The 15,908-nt window shown below is 38.8% G+C and carries 17 protein-coding genes and 1 pseudogene; 3 read left to right on the top strand and 15 right to left on the bottom strand.

Features of this window, described 5'->3' with window-relative positions; genetic code table 11:
• Window positions 1–3: 3 nt before the first annotated feature.
• A complete protein-coding gene (miaA, locus tag JCM15457_RS00625; protein WP_034986578.1) occupies window positions 4–933 on the bottom strand; it encodes a tRNA (adenosine(37)-N6)-dimethylallyltransferase MiaA in 930 nt (309 codons plus the stop codon).
• A gap of 136 nt (window positions 934–1,069) precedes the next feature.
• Here miaA and JCM15457_RS11815 point away from each other — a divergent pair, with 136 nt between their 5' ends.
• Window positions 1,070–1,246 (top strand): DUF3042 family protein, encoded by a 177-nt coding sequence (locus JCM15457_RS11815; protein ID WP_081778147.1) that lies wholly within the window; start codon window positions 1,070–1,072, stop codon window positions 1,244–1,246.
• A gap of 75 nt (window positions 1,247–1,321) precedes the next feature.
• On the opposite strand, the gene JCM15457_RS00620 is transcribed toward JCM15457_RS11815, so the two are convergent.
• From JCM15457_RS00620 to JCM15457_RS00595, 7 genes are all read right to left on the bottom strand, one after another.
• The gene (locus JCM15457_RS00620) at window positions 1,322–1,732 is read right to left on the bottom strand and encodes a rhodanese-like domain-containing protein (RefSeq protein WP_034986577.1); all 411 of its coding nucleotides are present in this window, start codon (window positions 1,730–1,732) and stop codon (window positions 1,322–1,324) included.
• A 52-nt stretch (window positions 1,733–1,784) separates the two neighbouring features.
• Window positions 1,785–2,741, bottom strand: coding sequence for an ROK family glucokinase (locus JCM15457_RS00615; protein WP_034986576.1), 957 nt, complete (start codon window positions 2,739–2,741; stop codon window positions 1,785–1,787).
• Window positions 2,742–2,756: 15 nt separating this feature from the next.
• Window positions 2,757–2,969, bottom strand: coding sequence for a YqgQ family protein (locus tag JCM15457_RS00610; protein WP_034986574.1), 213 nt, complete (start codon window positions 2,967–2,969; stop codon window positions 2,757–2,759).
• Between the two features lie 33 nt (window positions 2,970–3,002).
• Entirely contained in the window at window positions 3,003–3,662 is a 660-nt protein-coding gene (locus JCM15457_RS00605) for a rhomboid family intramembrane serine protease (RefSeq protein WP_034986572.1), read from the bottom strand.
• Window positions 3,643–4,224, bottom strand: coding sequence for a 5-formyltetrahydrofolate cyclo-ligase (locus tag JCM15457_RS00600; protein ID WP_051993206.1), 582 nt, complete (start codon window positions 4,222–4,224; stop codon window positions 3,643–3,645). The genes JCM15457_RS00605 and JCM15457_RS00600 overlap by 20 nt, the downstream gene beginning before the upstream one ends.
• Before the next feature lie 53 nt (window positions 4,225–4,277).
• Window positions 4,278–4,427, bottom strand: coding sequence for a 50S ribosomal protein L33 (gene rpmG / locus JCM15457_RS11810; protein WP_081778145.1), 150 nt, complete (start codon window positions 4,425–4,427; stop codon window positions 4,278–4,280).
• A 134-nt stretch (window positions 4,428–4,561) separates the two neighbouring features.
• A complete protein-coding gene (locus JCM15457_RS00595) occupies window positions 4,562–6,625 on the bottom strand; it encodes a peptidoglycan D,D-transpeptidase FtsI family protein (RefSeq protein WP_034986571.1) in 2,064 nt (687 codons plus the stop codon).
• A gap of 262 nt (window positions 6,626–6,887) precedes the next feature.
• On the opposite strand from JCM15457_RS00595, the gene JCM15457_RS00590 reads away from it, so the two are divergent.
• Window positions 6,888–9,539: a YfhO family protein gene (locus JCM15457_RS00590; protein WP_034986569.1), complete on the top strand. Its 2,652-nt coding sequence runs from the start codon at window positions 6,888–6,890 to the stop codon at window positions 9,537–9,539.
• Between the two features lie 3 nt (window positions 9,540–9,542).
• Here JCM15457_RS00590 and JCM15457_RS00585 read toward each other — a convergent pair whose 3' ends face one another.
• From JCM15457_RS00585 to rnz, 7 genes and pseudogenes are all read right to left on the bottom strand, one after another.
• Window positions 9,543–10,208, bottom strand: a complete 666-nt coding sequence (locus JCM15457_RS00585) for a potassium channel family protein (protein ID WP_034987423.1) — start codon at window positions 10,206–10,208, stop codon at window positions 9,543–9,545.
• 142 nt (window positions 10,209–10,350) lie between these two features.
• Entirely contained in the window at window positions 10,351–10,869 is a 519-nt protein-coding gene (locus JCM15457_RS00580; protein ID WP_034986567.1) for an adenine phosphoribosyltransferase, read from the bottom strand.
• 96 nt (window positions 10,870–10,965) lie between these two features.
• Window positions 10,966–11,505 carry a single-stranded-DNA-specific exonuclease C-terminal domain-containing protein gene (locus tag JCM15457_RS12255; RefSeq protein ID WP_235725496.1) on the bottom strand — a complete coding sequence of 180 codons (540 nt, stop codon included), beginning with the start codon at window positions 11,503–11,505 and terminating at the stop codon, window positions 10,966–10,968.
• Complete coding sequence (gene recJ, locus JCM15457_RS00575; protein ID WP_235725494.1) at window positions 11,502–13,199, bottom strand: single-stranded-DNA-specific exonuclease RecJ; 1,698 nt, start codon at window positions 13,197–13,199, stop codon at window positions 11,502–11,504. The genes JCM15457_RS12255 and recJ overlap by 4 nt, the downstream gene beginning before the upstream one ends.
• 11 nt (window positions 13,200–13,210) lie before the next feature.
• A complete protein-coding gene (locus JCM15457_RS00570; RefSeq protein ID WP_051993205.1) occupies window positions 13,211–13,564 on the bottom strand; it encodes a lipopolysaccharide assembly protein LapA domain-containing protein in 354 nt (117 codons plus the stop codon).
• Window positions 13,565–13,590: 26 nt separating this feature from the next.
• Entirely contained in the window at window positions 13,591–14,400 is an 810-nt protein-coding gene (locus JCM15457_RS00565; RefSeq protein ID WP_034986566.1) for an SDR family NAD(P)-dependent oxidoreductase, read from the bottom strand.
• Between the two features lie 14 nt (window positions 14,401–14,414).
• Window positions 14,415–15,354, bottom strand: a pseudogene (gene rnz, locus JCM15457_RS00560) (ribonuclease Z).
• Between the two features lie 231 nt (window positions 15,355–15,585).
• On the opposite strand from rnz, the gene JCM15457_RS00555 reads away from it, so the two are divergent.
• Window positions 15,586–15,870 (top strand): hypothetical protein, encoded by a 285-nt coding sequence (locus JCM15457_RS00555; RefSeq protein ID WP_034986564.1) that lies wholly within the window; start codon window positions 15,586–15,588, stop codon window positions 15,868–15,870.
• The last annotated feature ends 38 nt before the right edge of the window (window positions 15,871–15,908 follow it).

The following is a 15,908-nucleotide window of genomic DNA, read 5'->3' as shown; positions in this document are numbered from 1 at the left end:
TATCTACTCCTTAACTAACCATTTTTGGACTTTTTCAGTTATCAGCTTTTTATCCGTTGGGTTGTTTAAAATATCAAACCAATTAACTTCCATTTTATTTCTAAACCATGTCAACTGTCTTTTAGCGTAATGTCTGGAATTTTTCTTTATTTCAGTAATCGCATTTTCTAACTCAATCTTCCCTTCAAAATATTCATAAAGTTCCTTGTAACCTATTCCACGTCCCGCTGGAAGGTTTTCTCCGCCACTTTCAAAAAGCCAACGAGCTTCGGCAGCCAAACCTGCGTTTAACATCAAGTCAACACGTTTATTTATTCGTTCATATAACAAGCGTCGGTCGGTTGTCAGTCCTATAAGCAAGGGATCAAATTCAGCATTTGCCTGATCATTTTGACTTGAAAAAAGTTTACCTGTTTTTTCAAAGACCTCTAACGCCCGAACTACTCTTCTTTCATTATTTGGTGGAATTTTTGCAGCAGCTTGAGGGTCAATCTCTTCTAATCTCTTCCACAGTTCAAGTTTGCCCATTTCTAATGCGTACTTATGCCACTTTGAACGCAAAGATAACGCATTATCATATGAATCATCTCCTAATTGAAAATTATCCAAGAGGGCTTGCAAATAAAAGCCTGTCCCTCCTACAATTAGCGGAAGTTTTCCTTGAGCTAAGATCTCATCAATTTTTTGACGGCAATTTCTGACAAAGTCAGCAACTGAAAAGCGCTCATCGACGTTCCTAATGTCAATCATATAGTGCGTAATACCTTGCATTTCACTTTTTTTTATTTTAGCAGTCCCAATATCAAGTTTTCGATAAAATTGCATCGAATCACCTGAAATAACAGCACCATTAAATCTTTGTGCTATTTCAATTGAAAGCTCCGTTTTTCCAACTGCTGTCGGTCCAACAATAAGAAGTATTTTTTTGCTCATTATCTCAACCCTCTTCGCATATTTATTTTTGGATAAATCGCTTCATTTCAATTAACACAGTAATACATAAAACTGGATATTTGTTCTAAAATCATTCATAATGTATCATGTAGTAGCAGGTTGAGGAGGGTAATATATGAAAAATTTTGCTAAAGGAATCTTTGTTGGAGTAGCAGCTACTGTTGGTGTAACTGCTGGTTGCTTCTATGCTTTTAAAAAAACAATTGTTGATCCCATTGAGGAAAAGGAAGCTGAGATCGATGAACATCGACGTCGTGCTATTCGTAAACGGCACTCAGCTCATCAATATTAAAGCGGACTCTTTACTCCGAATAAAAATGCGAATTATTTGCCGCGGCAAATAATTCGCATTTTTTGTCAAACAAACTCACTTACTCTTCTTGACACGGCCATCCCACCGCTCGAATCCTGACTTCAAAATGTAAATATCCTGATAGCCGTCCTTATGTAACTTGATTGCCACTCGCGTACTCAGAGATTTTCCCTGGTCATAAAGGTAAACAGGCATATCTTTCCGAATTGAATCTTTCATAACACGGAACTGACCAAAAGGAATGTTTCTTGCTCCCATAATGTGACCAGCATTAAAGTTATCTTTCTCGCGCAAATCAATTAATTGAGCTCTATGCATTCCCTTTTTAAATTCATCATTCTCAACTATTTTGGCAACCTTGCGCCCTTTCAACCAGAGATACAATTGATTGCCAATAATAGCCAGAAGAATTACCAACAATACAATATTAACAATCCCTAAAACCGATATTTTCTGTAAAGCCATATTCTAGATCTTCCCCTCACATAAAATCAAAATACCACTGAATCAAGCTGTATCACAGAGATAAAGCAAGTGAAGCGGCACCCACAACACCAGCTTCATTGCCAAGTTGTGCCAATCGTAAATGTGTTGTTTTACGAACCGACGGAAATGCATATTTAGCAAAATGTTCTTCAACATTATTTAACAAAAATGTACCAGCAGCTGATACTCCGCCCCCAATAACAACAAATGATGGATTTAACAGGTTGCCAATGTTCGCACAAGCCACTCCCAAATAGTGACATACCCGATCAATTACCATTTTGGCCAAAATATCGTTCTGCTTTGCTAAATCAAAGACAATTTTGGCTGTGATCTCTTGCCCATCATCTAATTGTTTCTTCAATTGAGAATCTCCAGAAAATTCTTCAGCCATGTCGCGTGCAACTCTAACAACTCCCGTAGCTGATGCATAAGTTTCAAGGCAGCCATGATTACCACATGTACATAAATAACCGTTCGGCTCGACATTCATGTGGCCAACCTCACCAGCTGCACCAACACCATGTACCAAGGAACCGTTTGAGACGATTCCGCCACCGACACCAGTTCCTAATGTGATAAAAGCAACATCAGCATCATTTTCGCCAGCACCCTTCCAACGTTCTCCTAAAGCCGCAACGTTAGCATCATTATCAATCGTAAAATTGATCTGGGTATCATGTTCCACGATTTTTTTAACCTCTTGAACACTTTTCCAATTTAAATTATAAGCGCCCGTAACGGTACCACGTTTAATGTCAACAGTCCCCGGCGAACCCATTCCAATTCCAATGAATTGCTCTGGCTTCATTTGATATAATTTTAAATGATGATTAATCGAATTTACGATATCAGGTACAATGTGTGCCCCGTCGTCAAGGATGTTGGTCTCGATACTCCATTTTTGCTGGATATCTCCCTCCTTAGTTAGAATGGCAAACTTAATTGTTGTCCCACCAAGGTCAACACCTATTATCTTCTTATCCATAAGATACCTCCGTCGTCAGTTACAATTTTGCTCTTTATTCTCTTCAATTTTATGCTCACGTGCTAATACCAATTTTGCAGCGATAAAAGTGTGATTATCAATCACATCAGTCTGATGCAAATGATCAAGCTCAAGTGCCATCAATTCAATATCCCACAAACGTTTCCCAACATAAACAAATATCCCGAATCTCTTTAGTAATTGCTGTACATCATAAAGTGTTTTCATGGAAACCTCTCCAACCAATTATAATGGATCTTCTTATATTTTAAAACCCATTATCAACAAAAGACCACCAACAAAAATAATTGCCAACAAACTTACAAGCCGCTTCATCAGAGGCACTTTGCCAATCATTGGAACCCCGACTACATAAGCCGCCAAAAAGCCTGTAGCAAGACCGCCAAGATGCCCTGCTAAGTCAACATTACCAGAAAACCCGAAAATAACATTTAAAATAACCAGTAGTAGAAATTGACGTGACATTGCACGAATATACGGATTCTCTCTAAATGACTCTCCCAACATTAAGAAAGCACCGAAGAGCCCAAAAAGCGCGGTACTTGCACCAGCTGAAAGCGCGGTCGGATTAAAAGTAAAACTTGCAATATTGCCCCCAATACCGCTGAGCAAATAAAGCGCCAAAAATCGGCCGCTCCCAAAGAAAGCTTCAATTTGAGTTCCAATAAAATATAAGGTTATCATGTTAAGCAGAATGTGTTCAAACCCGATATGCAGAAACATAGGTGTGATAAAGCGCCACCACTGTCCTTCAAGAATCAAGGTATTTACTTTGGCCCCAAAAGCTATTAATGTAGAAACATTTTCGCTTCCACCTAAAAGAGTCATTAACAAAAAAACGATTACATTAATAACAATTAAACCATATGTTATGTATGGTTTACGCGTCCATGATGCCATTTAGAACCCCACTTCCTACTGTTACAATTTTATTTATCTGCTGATCAGTCTCTTCTTTTTTCCAAGCACATTCCTCAAATAGTCGCTGCGGATCAACCAAAGAAACCGAAACACCTCTATAATCCGCCAAATAGCGATCATAATAGCCGCCCCCAAAACCTATTCTGTCTCCTTGCAAAGAAAAGGCTAATCCAGGAACCAGCAGGAGATCAAGCTCTTCTTTTCGAACCAACTCCGCATCAATCTGTGGTTCATATATTCCAAAACTATTTTTTTCAATTACAGTATTTCGTTTCAATTTAAAAAAAGACATCTGACGATTGGGAAGGGTACGGGGTACATATACTTCCTTCGACTGCAGCCGTGCCTGTAAAATAATCGGTTTGGTATCAATTTCAATACTAGAACTAATCGTTACACCGATTCTATGAGCTTTTTGCCAGATTGAAGTCGCAAAAAGAGCCTCATACAGCTCCAACTCGTTAGCCATCTTTGCCCACGTCCCGCTCAGTTTTAAAAGTCTTTCTAATTGCAGCCTTCTAATCGTTTCTTTCGTTTCCAAACAATTATATCCCTTCTGCACTATAACAAAAAACAACAGGAAAAATCCTGTTGCTACTTTGTTTCACGATGCAATGTTACTTTATTGTCACGGGGACAAAACTTCTTAAGTTCCAAACGATCAGGACTATTACGTTTGTTCTTACTTGATAGGTATGTCCGTTCATGACATTCAGTACATTCCAATGTAATGTTTACACGCATTTTCAAACCTCCAAACTACACTCATTCAATAAGGCGCTCAGCCTTCAACGCTAATATCATATCATTTTTTCTTGTACGATGCTAGACTTTTTTAGAAATTGTTAAGGAATAATCCTTGACAGAGTTTTTAAAAGTTATTCAAGTCCATCGCTAGACTGAACATATTTCCAAAAAGCAGAATATATTGACGCAACTGCCTGCGTATTGACATGACTTGTCGTACTATCCGCCATCCCAGGGAAAACCAGCGCAACTGCAACCTGCGGATTCTTGGCTGGTGCGTATGAAACAGCACTTAATGTTTCCGTTGGGGTTTCCCCATGGAAAGTCTGTGCCGTACCAGTTTTAGCAGCAATCTGTGGCTTAACATCGGCCATTGTACCACCGGTTCTGTAAGTACTAGATCCATGAACTACACGCCATAAGCCTGTCTTAACAACATCCCACTGGTCCTGATTGGCGCCAACAACATTCAAAACATTTGGTGAAACTTCTGCCTTAGCCTGCCCCAGTGTGCCATCCTTGTTGGTTCCATGAACAGACTGGAGCACATGTGGCTGCAATCTATACCCACCATTTGCGATCGTTGAAATATATTGTGCCAACTGAATAGTCGTGTAAGAATCATAGTTTCCGAAGGACAGGTCAAGCGATTTACCTATATTGGCTTGGTTTGCTGGTCCTTCATAGCCGGTCGATTCGCCAGGAATATCAATGCCCGTTTTAACACCCAAACCAAATTGATTAAAATTACCACGCAGTTTACTAAACACTGATGTCGGCATACTCAATGCTGCACCAGAACTATATTTAAAACCGCCCTCTCGCATTGCCAATTGCATCATATACGAGTTGGAAGAAACCATCAATGCATTTGAAGCACTCAAAGACATATTATTAGCCCCCGAGCTATTAAACCAAGATGACTTGGTTGCTGTTCCTTGCAGTTTGATAGGTTCATCGACCATTGTATTATTTTCAGGAGTAATAGCACCTGACATCAAGCCGCCCATGACAGTTGCCCCCTTAACGACAGATCCCATAACAAAAGATTGGTTAATCGCTCCTAATGCATTTTCAGACACTTTCCCAGTTTCAAGATCACGGCTGACACCAGCCAACGCATAGATACCTCCTGTGTTGGGATTCATAACAACGGCATAAGCACCCGGTAGATATGGATTGCCCCCACCAACACTTTCAACAGAACTTTTCATGATATCTTGAACTTTTTTCTGAAATTCAGCATTAATAGTTAAAACAACATTATCACCTTTTTTGCCGCCATAAGTTTTAATTTCACGTGTGATCTTATTATTCTGAGTTTCAAGTGTTGTAACTGATTTCGTCCCTTTTAGAATATTCTCATACTGCGACTCAATATAGCTAGAACCCACACTGTCATCACGTGAATATCCTTGCGCCAACAGACTATTTATTTGGTCGCTGGGCAAACCTTGTTTCTCACTAGTAACGGTTCCGATAACACTCTTGACTGATTCACCATTTGGATAGCTGCGTGACCAGCTAGTCCCAACCTTGATGCCAGGCATTGCTGCGAGATGTTCGCCAACTTGTGACATTTCAGCATCTGTTACACCGCTGTACTTAATGTATACCGTTGAAAGAGAGTATGCTCCATTCATCTTCGAATATACAATAGCTGCTTCTTTTTCTTTCTGGCTCATATCCTTAACTAACTTATGTCTTTTGACGTAGTCGACCGCAGCCCGATAAAGCTCACTATCACCCATTTTTTTGTACCCGGGGATCCTTTTTTGCACATCCTTCAGATGCTGTGGAACTGCTAAATAATAATCTGCTTTGTTAGATGGGGTTAAGGTACTGGTCTCGATATCAACATACTGCACTAAATCATTAGCAATATTGTACATTTGCATTGCGGTCACACTTAAGGATTTAGTATAGGTAATAGCGCGCGAAGCATTGTTTGCAACCAAAACTTTGCCTGTAGTGTCATAGATCATCCCCCGCTGAACATTTTTGGTCTCTGTTTTCGTATCCGTACTGCTGACCTCTGATTCAAATCTCGTTCCGTTTATGATTTGAAGATATGCTAATTGTGCAATTAGTGCTGCAAAAAGAAGAAAGACTACAAAGAAAAGAAAATTTAACCGAAATGGTATCTGTGATTTTCCTTGTTTATTTTTTTTAGTTGTTTTTCTTAAAAACTTCACCGTTCGTACCCCTTACTGTAACTATAAATTCATAAAAAAATCCTCAAATAAATACTCATAGTGCTGCAACAGACCATAAACATATTAAAGCCTGTTCCCAACAGCTCAAGTTATATCCTACCATAAACGGCTATAAATTGAATCTTTAATCATGTAAAATTTAATAAAACTTATGTGCTTATGCTAAACTTTAGGTAGAGTTTGTATTAAGCTATATTCAAATTATGGTGCGAGCTAAAATATTTTTTCTTAGGAGCTATGTATGATTAAAAATTTACGCAACTTTTTCAAAAAAAATTATGCCTTAGTACTCAGCTTTCTTTTACCTATTATTATCATGCTAGGCTATTTTATTTTTCGTCAAATGTATCCGTTCGGCAAAAGCAGCCTTCTTACCGTTGATTTAGGGCAACAGTACATTGATTTTTTTGCTTTTTTCCGTAGAACACTCTTACATGATCCAAGCAACTTTTTTTATTCTTTCTCTAAAGCTCTTGGTGGCGGAATGCTCGGTGAATGGGCATATTATCTAATGAGTCCCTTTAACCTATTACTTCTTTTTTTCCCTGGCAAAACTCTTACAGCCGGCATAATGCTACTGACACTTATTAAATATGGTTGTGCTGGTATGGCTTTTGGATTTCTTCTCAAAAAAACAAACATACAGCACGGAATCGCCTTACCGCTATTTTCAACCAGCTATGCACTCATGGGTTGGTTTATTGCTAATCAGCTCAATCTTCTCTGGCTGGACGCAGCGATATTTTTACCACTTATTGTCTACGGGCTATTACAGCTGCTTACTAAGGGTAAAGGCAAGGTGTACATTCTATTACTTGGCTTAATGCTGATTGATAATTACTACATGGGTTATATGATCTGTATTTTTTTAGTTCTTTTCTTCTGGTGGCATGAAATGGCTCATTATCAGAATATTCGAACCATTGTTAAACACCTCTGGCTTTTCATATTGCATTCAATAGCTGCAGTGTGTCTTGCAGCTGTCGTCTTACTCCCAACATTCTTTTCCTTGCTCGACAGTAAGGGGCAATACACACAAGAATCAATCGGTTTTAAGTTTGAATACCAACCTTTGAAAATATTATCTAAACTTGTTATAGGCTCATTTAATTTTGAACAAATGCCTTCAGGTTACCCGAACCTTTTCATTGGTTCGTTAGCATTGATTGGTTTCCTGTTATATTTTATGGACGGTAAATTTAAACTAAAAGAGCGTCTGACAGCACTTATTATAACGATTTTTTTGATTCTGTCTTTGTGTTTTGAACCACTTGATTTATTATGGCATGGTTTTCAATTTCCAGTTTGGTACCCCTATCGTTTTTCATTCATCATTAGCTTTTGGATGATATATCTGGCCGCAAGGTCGTTGACACAAATGCATCTGCCACAGGTTTGGAAAATTTGGTTAGCAGCTTTCATATACGGCGGAATAATTTGGTATGTTTTAGACAACATCAAAAAGTTCACTTTTATTTCAAAACAAGCTCTTTCACTCACAACTCTTTTTGCAGTTTTGATATTACTTACCTTAGGTGCTTTTTCTCACGCAAATACCAAGTATCTTAAAATCATGCCTTGCTTGCTTTTACTGATTTCAGTAATTGAAGTTAGTGTAAATGCAGTGTACTCGCTAAACAATCTTAGTTACCTATCACAGGAAGAATACAGCATCCCAGCTGTTGCTTTGAATAAGAACAGTCATGCGTTGCAAAAATATGACTCGTCTCTATATCGTACCGGTCAAGTATATAGCCGTACCAAAAATGATGGTTTGTCTAATGGTTTGAACAGCGGATCTTATTTCAGCTCTGCGCTTGAAAAGTCGATCCCTGATTTTTATGGCATGCTGGGTAACCCCGACGGAGACAATTATGTTACCTACTCCAATGGAACTATCATTTCAGATGCTCTCTTGAACATGAAGTATTTTATAACAGCTAAAAATGAGGGTGAGGTTGCAAATAAACAACCACTTGCACCCTTGACAGAAAAACCTGATCTCGAAACTTATAAATCTGTCTTGAGCAATAAGTTGACCAGAACTTACCGTAACCCTAATGCTGTCAGCTTGGGGTATGTTTCTGATAAAAAACTGAAAGCACTACCGAAATTCTATGATAATCCCATTAATTATCAAACACAGTGGCTCTCCGACATCACCGCTTCATCAGACAAGGTAAGATATTTCACAGCTGTTGATTTCAATGAGGTTGTTTTCCAGAATGTCAATCAACAAATCAACTTGACCGATGCAACGTTGCGGCGTAACAATCTTGCAAAAGATGCGCAAGTTGTTTTTAAGTTCACACCGCAAACTAATGATTCTTATTACCTAACGCTCGGATCTTCTTTAGATTCAGATAATGTTACTTTCTATCTTAACAATCGACAACTTAATCAATACAATACCTTTAGACACACAGTCATCGTTAATGTCGCCAATCATGCAAAAGGCAGTGAAATCGTTCTAACTGCTAAATTCAAGAAACCGTCACTCTGGCTTAACAACTTTGTGTTATACCAGATGAATAACAAGTTGGTAAAGAAACAATTAGCACATGTCAAAAAGCAACAGGTACACATCACTCAAACTTCACAACGGTCACTGACTGGTACCGTAAATGTTGCAGCACATAATCAAATTTTTGCTTCTACTATTCCTTATAGTGAAGGCTGGCATGTAAAGATTAATGGTCAAAGAGTTCAACCATATAAGATTCAAGGCACTTTTCTTGGGTTCAATCTCCAAAAAGGGAAGAACCGGATACAGCTGAGTTACTGGCCCCCTTATTTTGGTATTGGTCTGCTAATTTCCGTATTTGTTTTACTTGGTCTATTATTTATGAGTTGGAAAAGAAAGGCTAGTTTTAAAAAAAGTAAGACAAAATAAGTCTTATTGTTCCATCAGCTTATCAAAATTATCGACATCTTTTTTACGCCCGACAACAAGCAAACTGTCACCTAGTTCAAGTGCCATTGTGGCCTGAGGAGCTATCTCAACCTTTTTCTCTCGTCGAATGGCGATCACATTTAATGCGTATTTACTGCGAAAATTAAGTGCTTCGAGTGATTTATCAACAAATTTCTTGCTAGTTATACGAATTTCGGCCACCTTAATGTCAGAAGAAAGATCAAGATAATCCAGCATATTCTTTGAAATCAGGTTGCGTCCAATCCGCACCCCCATGTCACGTTCTGGATGGACGACCTTGTCCACACCTAATTTTGTCAAGACTCTAGCATGGTATTCATTTTGAGCTTTAGCAGTAACATATTTGACTCCTAATTCTTTCACCATTAATGTCACTAAAATACTTGCTTGGATATCCTCGCCAATCGCGATTACAACGTGATCAAAGTTACGGATTCCAAGCGCTTTTAGTGTATTTTCATCTTGGGCATCAGCAATAACTGCCTGTGTTGCAATATTCTTGTAGTCATTGATTCGTGCCTCATCTTTATCGATCACTAAAACCTCTGCACCAGCAGAAATCAAAGTTTGGCAGATGCTTCCGCCAAATCGGCCCAAGCCGATGATTGCAAAGTTTTGTTTTGTCACTGGCAATAGCTTCCCTTCTAAAAAGATACTACTTCTACTTAATTTTAATCACTTATGCGTCTAAAACACAAAGAATATAATAAAGAAGGGCAAGATACAAATTTCTTTGTTTCTTCCCTTCTTTATTTGTTTGAAATTAATTTTAATAATGCATTAAAGTCAATACATCATAATCCTTTATTTTTTCATGTCCTTTCAATGCATCGAGTTCAATGATAAATGCGCAGCCAACGACAATGCCGCCCAACTGTTCAACCAAGTCGATCGTAGCCCCGATTGTTCCTCCTGTAGCCAGTAAATCATCTGTCACCAAGACATGCTGCCCTGGTTTAACAGCATCTTTATGCATATATAGCTCCGATGTTCCATATTCCAAGTTATAAGTTGCCTTAACTGTCTCACGAGGCAGCTTTCCTTTTTTTCGTGCCGGAGCAAATCCTACGCCAAGTTCATACGCTACTGGGCAGCCAACAATGAAGCCGCGTGCCTCAGGACCCACTATCATCTGAACACCCTTATCACGCGCAAACTGCACGATCTGTGCTGTTGCCTGCTTATAAGCCTCACCATCAGCCATCAGAGGGGAAATGTCTCGGAAAATAATTCCCTTTTCCGGATAATCGGGTATACTGGCCACATATTTTGTCAAATCTAATGCCATTAAGAACGCTCCTTTAATTTTCAACTGTTGTGTGCTGGAGAACCCATCGTTTCAACTCATCAGGTCTACTTGTTAACAGTAGGTTTTCGGCTTCAATCAATTGCTGCTAGAGTGATAGCTGGGTGCTTCTTTGAGATCAACGGTTTTACTTCCGCTGTATCCCGTCATCAATCCATTATCCATTTTAACAAATCCAACCTCAAAAAACACCTGCAACATGAAAATCAACATTCCTTTTTTAATCTTGAGATATGCTGCCAGTTGCGCCAGATTTTTTTTGATATCAATTCCAGGGTGTGTCATAACAAAACGATAAACTTTTGCAAAATCGTTTCTTGTTGGCATTCCCTCCAAATAAGCCTTTTGCTGCCGATAAGGATAAAAAATCAGCGTTACTGTCGCAGCCGAAACTCTTTTGAGAATTGTTGCAAAAACATCTAATGATGGTGGACAATCGACAAAAATCAAATTAGATGTTTTTACCTCAGCACTAACAACATCACTGCCCACCACTGTGTCAGCTTTTGTTGGAAGATAATCCCGCAACTGATAATACAGTTTTTCATTGAAAAAAATATAAGTTCCAGTTGCCGCAAACATTCTTTTTTGAAGCTTTGCGGTTCGCTGATCAATCACCGGTAGCCTTGATAAGCAAGATCAGAAATCAGGATTTGCGGTTTGACCTTGCCTCGCCAAACATTCTGACCTAACCGTCCTACAAATCTTAGAGGGGCAGTATCCCTAACAATCTCTTGCCCTCTTTCCCCTACAGAAAAGGCAAGCGCATCAATTTTATTGTTTTTTTGTCCTAGTGAAATTTTTAAATGGTTTTTCTTTTTGCCGATCAGCTTCGCCTCATAAATTTGATAGTTGCTAAACGCAAAAATCGGTTTGGGATTTCCATTACCATAAGGCGCCAGCTTTTTAAGGTCATTAATTAAGTCCAGATTGATATCGTCAAAAGACAACTCAGCATCGATCTGTAAGCTTGGTTTTGAGACTGTATCAAGTTTTTGCTTCTTCGCTTCTTGATCAAGTACGTCCTGCAATTCATCCAGCTTATCTAGTGAAATGGTCAAACCACAAGCCATATGGTGCCCACCAAAATTTTTCATCAGGTCTCTATGCCCGTCCAAAGCCTCGAAAAGCTGAAAGGCCTCAATTGACCTGCCTGACCCTTTTGCATTTTCACCAGAAACTTTCAAAACAAGCGAAGGTTTGCCTGTTTTCTCAACTAAGTGGCTGGCAACAATTCCTAGCACACCTTCATGCCAGTCTTCTTGACAAACCACATTAACAAGATGCTTGCCTCTTCTTTTGAGTACATCCAAAGCTTCATCTGTGATTTTCTCAACCAAACCTTGTCGTGTTTGATTCAATTGTTGCACTTCCGCAGCAATTTTTTGCGCAGCCTCCTCATCTAGGGTTGTTAATAACTCCACACCAAGAGCACCAGTTTTTAACCTCCCTAATGAATTTAGACGTGGTGCGATTGCGAAACCGATATTTTCTTCATTTATCATTGATTGTGTCAGCCCTGCGACTTTAAATAGAGCTTCCAGTCCTAGACGTTGGGTATTTTGCAATGCACTCAACCCAAATGCAACTAAAGCTCTATTTTCATTGACCAAAGGAACTAAATCAGCGACCGTGCCAATCGCAACTAAATCAAGCATTTCTTGCGGAACTTCATCAAGTAGAGCACAAGCTAATTTGAAAGCGACCCCTACCCCAGCCAGCTGTCCAAAAGGATACTCTTGTCCTGGATATCTTGGATGCACGATTGCATAAGCTTGCGGCAGTTTTTCAGGCAGTTCATGATGGTCAGTGATAATCACATCTACATTTTTTGAATTCGCATACCGAATTGCATCAATTCCTGAAACACCATTATCGACTGTTAAAATTAGCTCAGCCCCATTTTCAATCAGTCGCTGATACGCATCTTTATTAGGGCCATAACCATCTTTGAAACGATCAGGAATATAATACTCAACATCTGCACCTAACTGTTCAAGTGTTTCATAAATCAAGGTTGTACTAGTAATTCCGTCTGCATCGTAGTCACCATAGATAACGATTTTCTGAGCATCTACAATAGCCCTTTGGAGCCTTTCAACAGCCTTTTGCATATCATGCATTAAAAAAGGATCACTTAAATCTGTGACTGTTGGGTTCAAAAAACTCTTTATCTGTGCAGTTGTTTTAAAACCTCTACTCAACAGAAGGTGAACAACTAATGGAGATAGATTCATTGTTCTAGCTAACTTTTTTTCAGTATCCCCGAATTCGGTTTGAGCAAACTTCCAAGCATATTGTGCTTCAAACAAAAAACCAACTCCTACTTAATATCTGTTTGTGAATCTTTTGTGCTGCGCTTATTCATTCTACGCTGATATTCTGAGGTAACTTTTGCCAGTTTTTCCTCATAGTTTTTTCTTTCAGCTTGTTTTATCTCATCAATCTTTTTACGACTTTCTTTGAGCTCAGACTTCAACCGTAATGTTGCAACTGTGGACATTAAAACCGTTATAAGTACACCTAGTAGTACTGAAACTATAAGTACCAAAACTAACGGTAAGCTGAACCTCCAAAAGCCAAAACTGATTTCAACCGACTGCGTATTAAGCAAAGCAAAGATAACAATCAATAATGCCACAACTAAAGCAGTTAGAAACCGTCCTTGGTTTTTCATATTCGTTACTCCCTCTTTCTTGCTTTTTATTTTTTATTAAACAAACTACCTGCTAAATAATCTCCTACCCAAGGGAACAATTGATAAAAATGATGTATAACTTCGAAAACATAAGGCACATTTAACTCTCGGCGCGAAGTTCCAATTGCCTGCACAATTTTTCTAGCTGTTTTCTCTGAACTCAAAACGAGCAGTCCGATATTATCCAGATAATGCCCAGTTTTATCTGCAATATTAAAGAAATCAGTCTTTATCGGTCCTGGATTAACCGTTAATACACTTATTCCAAGTGGCTTCAGTTCCAAACGCAAGGCGTTCGAATACCCCAAAACTGCAGCTTTGGTAGCAGAATAGACAGCAGATTTCGGCGTTGCTATTTTTCCTGCAACAGACGCGATATTGATGATTGCTCCACGGTTACGACTTGCCATCCTCAATGCAACATATTTGGTCATGTACATCAGCCCCAAAACATTCACCCGAAACATTTTTTCTGCAACTTCCATCTTAAAATCCAGAAATTCTTCCATCAAGCCGAAACCAGCATCGTTGACTAGAACATCAATCGGACCCAACTGATTCTCAACTTTTTGCACGGCCCGTTCAATTTGATCAGGCTGCGCAATGTCTAGTTTCACTGCCATTGACAAACGACCAGAAAGCTCTTGACACTTGCGACTAACAACTTCTAAACGGTCTTTTCGTCGTGCACACACAACCACAATAGCGCCTTTTCGGGCCAATTGATAAGCGATTTGCTCACCCAAACCTGAAGATGCGCCTGTAACAAGCGCTACTCGGTTTCGTAAATCTTTCAAATGCCTATAATTCTGCATTTGTTCCAGCCCCCTTATTCTTTTGAAAATGGTACTTTAAAAACATCAAAATCATTTGCTAGTTTCGTATTCTTAAATATTTTACGCGCGTCTTTTTCAAGCAAGTTCGCCTTTTGTCCGACATAACGCGCTGAAATATGAGTTAAAATAAGCTTTTTTACATTCGCATGTTTAGCAACACGTGCGGCTTGAATGCAAGTCGAATGATAATAGTTATATGCAAGCTGATCTTCATTTCTTGCAAAAGTACTCTCATGTACTAGCACATCTGCATTTTGCGCTAACAAGGCAATATTCGCAGTTTGCCGCGTATCACCTAAAATAGTAACTGTGCGCCCTTTCTTAGGGGTTCCTAGATAATCTTGTCCTTTAATAACTCGACCATCTTGAAGCTTTACTGTCTTCCCAGCTTTTAACTGCCCATACAAGGGTCCAGATGGGACATGAGCAGCTCTTAAACGATCGACCAGCAACTCTCCAGGATAGTCTTTTTCTTCGATTCTAAAACCAAAGCATTCAATGCGATGATCCAAATGTTTCGCAACCACTAGAAACCGTTCGTTCTCAAAAATAGTTTTCTCTTCATCCAAAACAACAAAATTTATTTTATAAGACAATTTAGTTTGTGACACCCGCAAACTTGTCAGAACAAAGTCTTGAATTCCTTTCGGCCCATAAATTGTCAGTGGTTCACTTTTTTTGAGCTCCTTGAAAAGATCGGCTACTCAAAAAACCTGGCAGCCCAAAGATATGGTCTCCATGCAAATGCGTAATAAAAATACGACTGATTTTACGTGGACGAATCGTGGTCCGCAATATTTGATGCTGTGTCCCCTCACCAACATCAAAAAGCCAAACCTCATTAATCTCTTCAAGTAATTTCAATGCAATTCCAGTTACATTACGTGTTTTCGCTGGAGATCCAGCGCCTGTTCCTAAAAATTCTAATTCCATACCATATTCCAATCTAATTGGCCACAGCTCTATTAAAAGCAATGTCCATTTTTTAATTAAGATAATCTCCGTAAAAGAAAAGCGTACGGTCTTACCCACAACAAAGATTATACTACATTCAAAATTATACGCTAATTGCAACTAAAAATTCGCGTATCTTGTTTGCCATCCTGCTGAATATTATAATATCATCATAAACTAAAATTAAACAAATTTTAAGGAGATTACTGAATGCGCTTAGCCGATTTTGAACTTTCCCTCGCAAACCTAAAAAACAACTTTCAAATTTTTTTCGAATCACAAGGACAACTATTGCCCATCGTTTCAATCAAAAGAATGACACAAGGTGTGGTTCTTTCAGCAGTGCCCGTAGGCACTCCATTGACTCTTGAGCAACTGTCCAAAGGCTTTCTTTCACTTACGGATGATCATGCACAAGTATTGATTGCAAGTGCAGGTCAAGAACATTTAGTTTTTGGTTATAGGTTAACTCAAACAAAAATCCTTATTTCTTAGAATAGTCCACAATAAAATAGAAAAGACCGGCAATCGTT

The sequence above is a fragment of the Liquorilactobacillus sucicola DSM 21376 = JCM 15457 genome (assembly GCF_000612445.1).
Classification (GTDB): domain Bacteria; phylum Bacillota; class Bacilli; order Lactobacillales; family Lactobacillaceae; genus Liquorilactobacillus; species Liquorilactobacillus sucicola.
This window is presented reverse-complemented; position numbering and strand designations above follow the sequence as displayed.